At 47.1% G+C, this 8,671-nt stretch carries 5 protein-coding genes; 2 read left to right on the top strand and 3 right to left on the bottom strand.

The window, feature by feature from the left end; all coding sequences use genetic code 11:
* Positions 1 to 153: 153 nt before the first annotated feature.
* The 3 genes from QT974_RS26860 to QT974_RS26850 all read right to left on the bottom strand — a co-directional run bounded on the left by QT974_RS26860 (position 154) and on the right by QT974_RS26850 (position 3,115).
* The gene (locus QT974_RS26860; protein ID WP_333471462.1) at positions 154 to 1,221 is read right to left on the bottom strand and encodes an ABC transporter permease; all 1,068 of its coding nucleotides are present in this window, start codon (positions 1,219 to 1,221) and stop codon (positions 154 to 156) included.
* Positions 1,222 to 1,558: 337 nt separating this feature from the next.
* Positions 1,559 to 2,692 (bottom strand): AI-2E family transporter, encoded by a 1,134-nt coding sequence (locus QT974_RS26855; RefSeq protein ID WP_333471461.1) that lies wholly within the window; start codon positions 2,690 to 2,692, stop codon positions 1,559 to 1,561.
* A gap of 255 nt (positions 2,693 to 2,947) precedes the next feature.
* Positions 2,948 to 3,115: a hypothetical protein gene (locus QT974_RS26850; protein ID WP_333471460.1), complete on the bottom strand. Its 168-nt coding sequence runs from the start codon at positions 3,113 to 3,115 to the stop codon at positions 2,948 to 2,950.
* 123 nt (positions 3,116 to 3,238) lie between these two features.
* Here QT974_RS26850 and QT974_RS26845 point away from each other — a divergent pair, with 123 nt between their 5' ends.
* Positions 3,239 to 5,026, top strand: coding sequence for an efflux RND transporter periplasmic adaptor subunit (locus QT974_RS26845; RefSeq protein WP_333471459.1), 1,788 nt, complete (start codon positions 3,239 to 3,241; stop codon positions 5,024 to 5,026).
* A 394-nt stretch (positions 5,027 to 5,420) separates the two neighbouring features.
* Positions 5,421 to 8,531, top strand: coding sequence for an efflux RND transporter permease subunit (locus QT974_RS26840; RefSeq protein ID WP_333471458.1), 3,111 nt, complete (start codon positions 5,421 to 5,423; stop codon positions 8,529 to 8,531).
* The last annotated feature ends 140 nt before the right edge of the window (positions 8,532 to 8,671 follow it).

Here is an 8,671-nt window from a genome sequence, read left to right as displayed (position 1 = left end):
CCCATCCCACAATCACAATAAAAAATGTAAGTTATTTAATTTTCATTCCTAACTACTAACTATTAACTATTAACTATGCCCCATGCCCCATGACCTATGCCCCATCCCCTATCCCCCATCCCCCATTCCTAATCCCCAATCCTCAATGACCAATTACCTTTGAATGCTTCTCGGATCTAGAGCATCCCGCAATCCATCCCCCAATAAATTAAACGCCAAAACAGTCAAAACAATCAGTATCGCCGGAGGCCAAACTAGCCAAGGCTGCAACACTAAAATTGAAGCATTAGTAGACAGAGATAGCAAATTTCCCCAAGACGCATCTGGCTGCTGAATTCCCAAACCAATTAAACTCAAAACCGACTCAGCCACAATAAAACCCGGAACCGACAAAGTAGCAGAAATAATTATATAAGTTGCAGTTTGTGGCAACACGTGGCGGATAATAATATAGATTGGGTTTGCGCCCATAGCCCGTGCCGCTTGTACGAATTCTCGCTGTTTAATAGACAGTACCTGGCCGCGAATTACCCGAGCTAAACTCGCCCAACCGATAAATGAAGTAATCAGCACAATCAATATAAATCGCTGAGCGCTTGTCAATCCAGGGGGCATAACTGCTGCTAGCGCTACTAATAAATAAATTCCGGGAATCGTCATCAAAACTTCAGCAAAGCGCATTAAAACACTGTCAATCCAACTACCAAAATAACCGGATATTCCTCCTATTAACAATCCCAAGGGAAAAGAAATTGCTATGCCCACTAAACCTATGCTGAGGCTAATACGGCTGCCCTGTACTAAGCGGCTGAATTGATCGCGAGCTTGTTCGTCAGTGCCTAAAAGATTAATTTTGCCTTCTGCTGTAGTGCCAAAGAGGTGTCTGTCGAAGGGCAAAAGTCCTAAAAATTTATACGGAGAACCTTTGACAAACAAACCTAAAGCAGAGGGTTTTTGCCAGTTTACAATTACCTCGCGAGCGCCCGTATTCGCATCTACCGGCCCTTGGGTAGTTGGGTAAACGTGGGGCCCGATAAATCGCCCGTCTTTGGTGCTTAAATAAATCTGAGTTGGCGGCAGTAAGGAAGCATTTAATTGAGAGTCGTAGGGGTCGTATGGAGCCACAAATTCTGCGAAAAATGCGACTGTATAAAAGATTAAGAGTAGCAGGGCTCCCAAGCGAGCCAGAGGATTATTTTTAAGATTTTGCCACCATTTCATAAGTTTTAGGTTTGAGATTTTAATTAGGTTCGTAATAAGGACTTTAGTCCTTCCAAGTTCGCAGTCAGGACTTTAGTCCTTCTTCGTTCGTAGTCAGGACTTTAGTCCTTCCAGGTTCGTAGTGAGGACTTTAGTCCTTCCAAGTTCGTAGTCAGGACTTTAGTCCTTCCAGGTTCGTAGTCAGTAGCAAGGGCTGACTTCCTTACTAATAAAAATTTTGAGGACTGAAGTCCGAACGATCAAACCTTAAACTATTAGTAAGGGAATCAGTAGCTAGGGCTGAATTCGTTACTAATATAAATTTTTAGGACTGAAGTCCGAACGATCAAACCTTAGACTATTTTTTTTCATCGGCTACCAAAATTATTCTATTTTCATTTTCCGCAATTTTGCCCAATTCCTCGCCGCTAAAGGGATTGTAGAAAAACGAACCTGTTTGCGGAGGTAATTTGGGATTGAGTACAATTTCCACGATACTTTTGACAACCCCAGTCAGCGGAATTGCCAGGATAACTCCTAACAATCCTCCCACTCTACCTCCGAAGAGCAGAGCTGTAAAAATAATTACCGGGCTCAATCCGGTGAGATTACCCATAATTCGGGGTGCTACTAAATTATCCTTGATTTGCTGGAGACCGATCGCAACTGCCAATACTTGCAGCGCCAGCCACCAATCGATAAACGCTACAATTATACTAACAGTGCCAATGCCCAGCGTCGCTCCGATAAACGGAATGATTTCTGTCAATCCGATAAACACGGCAAACAACAGAAAAAATGGAACTTGCAGCCACCAAAAAGCCAGAGTCAGGGAGGTGGCCATAAATAGTCCCAGCAGCAACTGTCCAGAGACAAATCGTTGGAGGTTTCGCTGCAAAGTATCTGTCAGAACATAGCGAATATCCGGCGAAAAAATGCTGGTCAAACCCTGCCAGACTCTTTGACCGTCTAGGAGCATATAAAATGAAATTACCAGAATCAGAATTAAGTCGAGAAACCAGTTGACAGTTCCTACGACTAAACCTAAACTGGTACCTGCGATCGCCTGTACTTGCTCCTGGACTTTTGCTGACAGTTGCTGTTCTAATATTTGCACGTCAAATGGCAAATTGCGATCGGCACTCCAGGCTTGAAATTCACCTAACTGCTGCCGTGCCGACTCTAGCAAGTCCGGGAACCTCACCCCCAACTGTCTCGCTTGACTGAATACGGGCGGTACAATAGTTAAACCGATGACTGCGACTACCACAGCCGCCATTAAATAAACCAGCCCCGCAGCTATTCCTCGCGGCAAAAATACTTGCAGTCTGATTACTGCATAATTTAATAAAAATGCAATCAGTCCCGCTGTTACTAAAATGCTGACCAGTTCTCCAACATAATTGATAGCAGTCAGGGTAAACCATCCTGTCACTAGCACTAGCAACCAAGTAATTAGAAACTGTTGAACTGGAGTAAATACACTATTCATTGGGATTTTTATCAATTAAACTGGCACAAGTTTTTTAGCCGCCGTGCCGTATTATACAACAAACACATTATAGCTCGATACAGTTAAGTTCAATCCGGAGATCCCCCCTAACCCCCCTTGAAAAAGGGGGGGACAAGAGCATTATCTTTCGTCCCCCGACTATCCGGGGGATGCTGCAAGGATCTCGGGCCAATAAACAGTTTTAACAATCGCGTATTGCATTATAGATTAGCAATAATCTGTTCAAGATTAAGCTTAATTCTCTGAGTATTGATGAGTTGGTGACTGAAAAAGTGCTTCTGAGATAAGATCGGCCCGATCGCCATTGGCGATCGCAAATCGCGCTAAGATTACTGTGCCCAATTGCCCGATGAGTTGAATGTCGATCGATCCAAATCTCGATGGCAGGTGAAATGAGGCCACACTCACCCACAAGGAGGAGGCGCGACTGGTCTCACCCTCCGCTAAAATGAACTAGACATTAAAACCGCAATCTTTCTTTACAATATCAAAAACCGAAGGCTCAAACCGGCGGGAGGAACTACCGTGACGAATCAAATTTTTTCAGAAGCAGAAGAAAAGCAACCCGTTTCGCCGATGCAGAGCGGGCGCGACATGAACTCCGCAGTGGATGCGCCTGAAACTAGCATCTCAGATACGTCTCGCTGGCACTTCTCCTCTGAGGAAGATGAACGAGAAATAGCCTTAGAAGTTCCAGACGAACAATCAGAAGTTTGGGAACCAGAGCAGCCAGAAGTAGGGCCCAGCAAAGGAATCCGGTGGCCTACCATGTTGGCGGGCGCAGGTATTGGCGCGGCTGCAACGCTGCTAGCAGTACACTTGACTGCGGGCCAGAAGAGCGCGCGTCCCCCAGTTGCAGCGCCAGCGGCGGCTCAGCAGGCGACGGCTCAGACGGTGACAGTGGCTGCTGTGGAATCGGCCCAAGTCGCTCAAACTCTAGAAGCGACGGGGACTGTGGCGCCCTACGATTTGCTGCCGGTGCTGCCGCAAGCCAACGGTTTGCAAATCAAGCAGGTTTTGGTAAAAGAAGGGGATGCGGTAGAAAAAGGTCAGGTAATGGCGGTTTTGGATGATTCGGTGCTGCGATCGCAAATTGCCGAAGCTACTGCTAAAGTACAATCGGCCGATTCTACGGTAGAACAAGCGCAAGCTCAGGTGCAACAAGCCCAGTCAGCCCAACAAGAAGCCCAAGCCGGCGTTGCTCAAGCCCAAGCCGGCGTTGAAAAAGCCATCGCTGACGCAGCGCAAGCGAAAACAGGCGTCGGCCAAGCCCAAGCAGGTGTCCAGCAAGCCAAGGCGGGTGTCGAGCAAGCTAAGGCGGGGATTGCTTCTGCTGAGGCTAAATTAGCTCAAGCTCAAAGAGAAGTAAATCGCACCCAAAATTTGGCTTCTCAGGGAGTAATCAGCCAGCAAGATTTGGAAAAGCGCAAAACCGAGCGAGATACTGCTGTTCAAGATGTGAACAAAGCTAAAGCCGATTTGAATAAAGCTTTGGAAGAACAAAACAAAGCGGCGGAAGAAGTGCGATCGGCTCAAGCTAAAGTAGCTACGGCAGAAGCTAATATCAGTACGGCGAGAGCGGCCCTCAGCAGCGCCCGCGCTAAAGTGAATACGGCTGGCTCTGCTGTCAGCAGCGCGCGCGCAAATGTGGGAAATAACGCAGCAGGTGTCCGCAGCAATAATGCGCAAGTCCAACAGTTACAAACTCAACTCGAACAAACCATTGTCCGAGCGCCGGACAGCGGTATTGTATCGGAAAGAATTGGTCGAGTGGGTGATGTTTCTTCGGGAAGTCAAAAACTATTTTCGATTATTCGAGGAAACAAGCTGGAACTGCAATTAAAAGTGCCGGAAACTCAGGTTCCTCAAGTTAAGCCGGGAACGGCGGTGCAGATTTCTTCGGATTCGGACAAGCGGATTAAGTTGTCGGGAACTGTGCGAGAAATTTCGCCGTTAGTTGACCCGCAAAATCGGCAGGCTACGGTGAAGATTGATTTGCCTGCAAGTGAGTTTTTGCGATCGGGAATGTTTTTGCGCGCTGCGATTGCGACGGCGACGGCTCAAGGTTTGAAAGTTCCTGCTAAGGCTATTTTACCGCAGTCTGACGGCAGTTCTATTGTTTACAAACTTGTGGGCGAGGATAAGGTGCAGGCTCAACCTGTGGAAGTTGGGGAGATTACTGGGGGCGCGGTTGGCGATTTGACCGATGCTCAGGTTCAGATTAAGAAGGGGCTGCAAACAAGCGATAAAGTGGTGGTTGCTGGGGCGGGTTATCTGAAGGATGGCGATCGAATTAAGGTCAGCAGTCAGTAGTCAGTTGGCAGTTGGCAGTTGACAGTTGGCAGTTGACAGTTGACAGTTGACAGTCATTATTTATTGTAGGGTGCGTCAGGTGAGAATTTGGCGACGACAGACTAATGATTTTCCCCTGACGCACCTTACGACTTGTTAGTTACTATATATTTTAAGAGGGCTAAAGCCCAACAACATACCTCATCTTTCTCTCGACCGCTATAGATATTTGGAGCGGGCTCTCCGGCCCACTCCACAATAATTTAAAGAAGAATAAGATTAGTTAGTTAGTAGATATTTGGAGCGGGTTCTCCGGCCGACTCCACAATAATTCCAAGAATAAGAACTATATTACCAATTCCCCATTCCCCATTCCCCATTCCCCATTCCCCATTCCCAATTACCCATTCCAATTATGTCTTTTAATATTTCGGCTTGGTCGATTAAACAGCCTGTCCCGACGATTGTTTTATTCTTGATTTTAACAATCGGGGGATTAGTATCGTTTCCGGTTTTAGGGATTGATGATTCACCTAATATCGATGTGCCTTCTGTTTCGATATCTGTCACCCAACCGGGGGCAGATCCAGCGGAACTTGAATCTCAAGTTACGAAAAAAGTAGAAGATGCTGTGGCGGGTTTGGGCAATATTGACCACATTATTTCTACTGTTAATGATGGTTCTTCTAATACTACAGTTAACTTTTTGTTGGGCACCAATAGCGATCGCGCTACGAATGATGTCCGCAATGCGATCGCCCAAATTCGCCAAAGCTTGCCCCAAGATATCAACGATCCAGTCGTCAAGCGGGTGGAATTTGCCGGTAGTTCTATTATGTCCTATGCTGTGGTGTCCGATCGCCAAACGGTAGAACAGTTAAGCGAATTAATCGACCAAAACATCAGCCGCGTCCTGTTGTCGGTCAAAGGTGTGGCTCAAGTGCAGCGAATTGGAGGCAAAGATAAGGATATTCGAGTCGATTTAAATCCCGAGCAACTCCAAAGTCTGGGGATTACAGCTACCCAAGTTAACGACCAAATTCGTAATTTTAATATCAATCTTCCCGGTGGACGCACTGAAATAGGCAATTCTGAACAAACAGTTCGCACCATCGGTAGCGCCAAAACTATCGAACAGTTGAAAGCTTATCAAATTACTTTGCCAAAAGGCGGTTTTGTGCCGCTTTCTAGTTTGGGAAAAGTTGAGGAAGGCTATTCTGAAGCGCGTCAGGGCGCGCGGCTCAATAATAAGCCAGTCGTAGCTTTTGCTATCCTGCGCAGCACCGGCAGCACTCTGGTGACTGTGGAAGAAGCGGTGCGGGCAACTGTTAAGAAAATGGAAAAAACTTTGCCGCCGGATGTGAAGCTGGAACTTATTTATACTTTAGGAGATCACATCCGAGATTCCTATGAAGCTTCTGTGGATGCTTTAGTTTTGGGTGCGGTTTTAGCAATTATCACAATTTTTATATTTCTGCGGGATTGGCGGGCGACTTTGATTGCTGCTGTGGCTTTGCCGCTGTCGGCAATTCCTACTTTTGCTGTGCTGAGGATGGTAGGATATACGCTTAACGGTATGACTTTGTTGGCGCTGTCGTTGGTGGTTGGTATATTAGTCGATGATGCGATCGTCGAAATTGAAAATATCGAACGCCACGTCGGGATGGGGAAAACGGCTTATCAAGCTGCTTTGGATGCTTCTGCTGAAATTGGTTTAGCTGTTGTTGCTACCACGATGACGATTGTTTCGGTGTTTGCGCCGGTGGCTTTTATGCCGGGAATTCCCGGTCAGTTTTTTCGACCTTTTGGGGTGACGGTTTCGGCTTCGGTGTTATTTTCGCTGTTAGTCGCCCGCACTGTGACTCCGATGATGGCGGCTTATCTGTTTAAGGATCGGCCACACCATCAGGAGCTCAAAAAAGACCAACTTTCTTATCAGTATCGCCGACTTTTGACTTGGGCGCTGAAGCATCGGGCGATCGTCCTAATTTTAGGTGTTGCTTTATTTTTGGGCAGCGTGCAATTAATTCCTTTCATTCCCACCGGGTTTATCGATCGCGATGATACCGGACTTTCGACAGTCTCGATCGAATTACCGCCCGGTTCCACTTTGTCACAGACAGATTTAGCGGTGCAGCAAGCAACTAATTTATTGCTCGCGAATCAAGCCGTAGAAAGCGTTTTGGAGACAGAAGGCGCTCCCACAGTCTCCGGGGGCGGGGGTGGCGGCGGCGGCCGTGCTAGCGGCGTAAATACAGCCAGTCTGTACGTGAAATTGAAACCCGCCAATCAGCGGATCGGACAACAAAAGTTTGAGGAGGAAATGCGGCCGAAACTTGCCGATGTTCCGGGTGTGCGGCTGAGTTTTGCTCAAGGGCGTGTGGGCGGTAGGAAGCAAATGTCGATCGTCCTCAAGAGCGAAAATGCGGAAGCTTTAACTAAAACTGCGGAAACTCTGACGCAACAAATGAGGCAAGTTCCGGGACTGATTGAGGTACAATCTAGCGCGAGTTTAGTCAAACCGGAGATTTTGGTAAAACCCGATCCTCTTCGGGCGGCGGATCAGGGTGTTTCGGTGCAACAAATTGCTCGTACTGCTTCTTTGGCAACGATTGGAGATATTGACTCGAATCTTGCTAAGTTTGATTTGCCGGACCGACAAATTCCGATTCACGTGATGTTGGCGGCGCAGTTTCGCAGCGATATCGAAACAATTAAAAACCTGCAAATACCGGGTAAAAATAATACTTTGGTGCCGTTGAGGGCAGTAGCGGATATTGCCTTGGGCAGCGGGCCTTCTCAGATAGATCGCTATGACAGAGCTCGTCAAGTATCTGTAGAGGGCAATTTGTTGCAAGGTACAACTTTAGGAGAAGCTGTTGCTGCGGTGAAAAAACTGCCTGTAATGAATCCTTTACCGCCTGGAGTGGAACAGGAATCTTCTGGTGATGCGAAGGTGATGCAGGATATTTTCAGCGGTTTTGCGGGGGCTTTGGGAACGGCGGTACTATTTATTTATGGTGTGTTGGTGCTGTTGTTTGCCAATTTCTTGCATCCGATCACAATTATGGCGGCATTACCTTTATCTTTGGGTGGCGCGCTGTTGGGACTTTTGGTAGGACAAAAATCTCTCGGTTTGTACGCTTTGATTGGTGTGGTTTTGCTGATGGGAATTGTGACGAAGAATTCGATTTTGCTAGTTGATTACGCGATTATGAATCAGAAGGAAGGCGAACCGATGTATGAGGCGACGCTGGATTCTGGTGTGGCGCGGTTGCGGCCGATTTTGATGACTACTATTGCGATGATAGCTGGGATGGTGCCGATCGCGCTGGGAATTGGCGCGGGCTCTGGGGTGCGGAGTCCGATGGCGATGGCGGTAATTGGCGGTTTGATGACTTCGACGCTGTTGACTCTGGTGGTGATTCCGGTGGTTTATACCTATATGGATGGTTTGCAAGTCTGGATTTTCGATCGGGTGCGGGGGAAGAAAAGATCGAATTCTTCTGTAGTGCGATCGAAATAAGCAGACAGCAATGTCGTTTCCCTACCAATATCCTGTATTATAAAACTTCATTAAGTTTGTAAGCAAGAGCAAGCAATGGTAGTATGATCTAGTCAGAAAGTCAACAAGCGATAATTATTGCGAGCGTTAAAAAATGGAGA

The organism is Microcoleus sp. BM001215392, assembly GCF_036700185.1.
Lineage (GTDB): Bacteria > Cyanobacteriota > Cyanobacteriia > Cyanobacteriales > Microcoleaceae > Microcoleus.
This window is presented reverse-complemented; position numbering and strand designations above follow the sequence as displayed.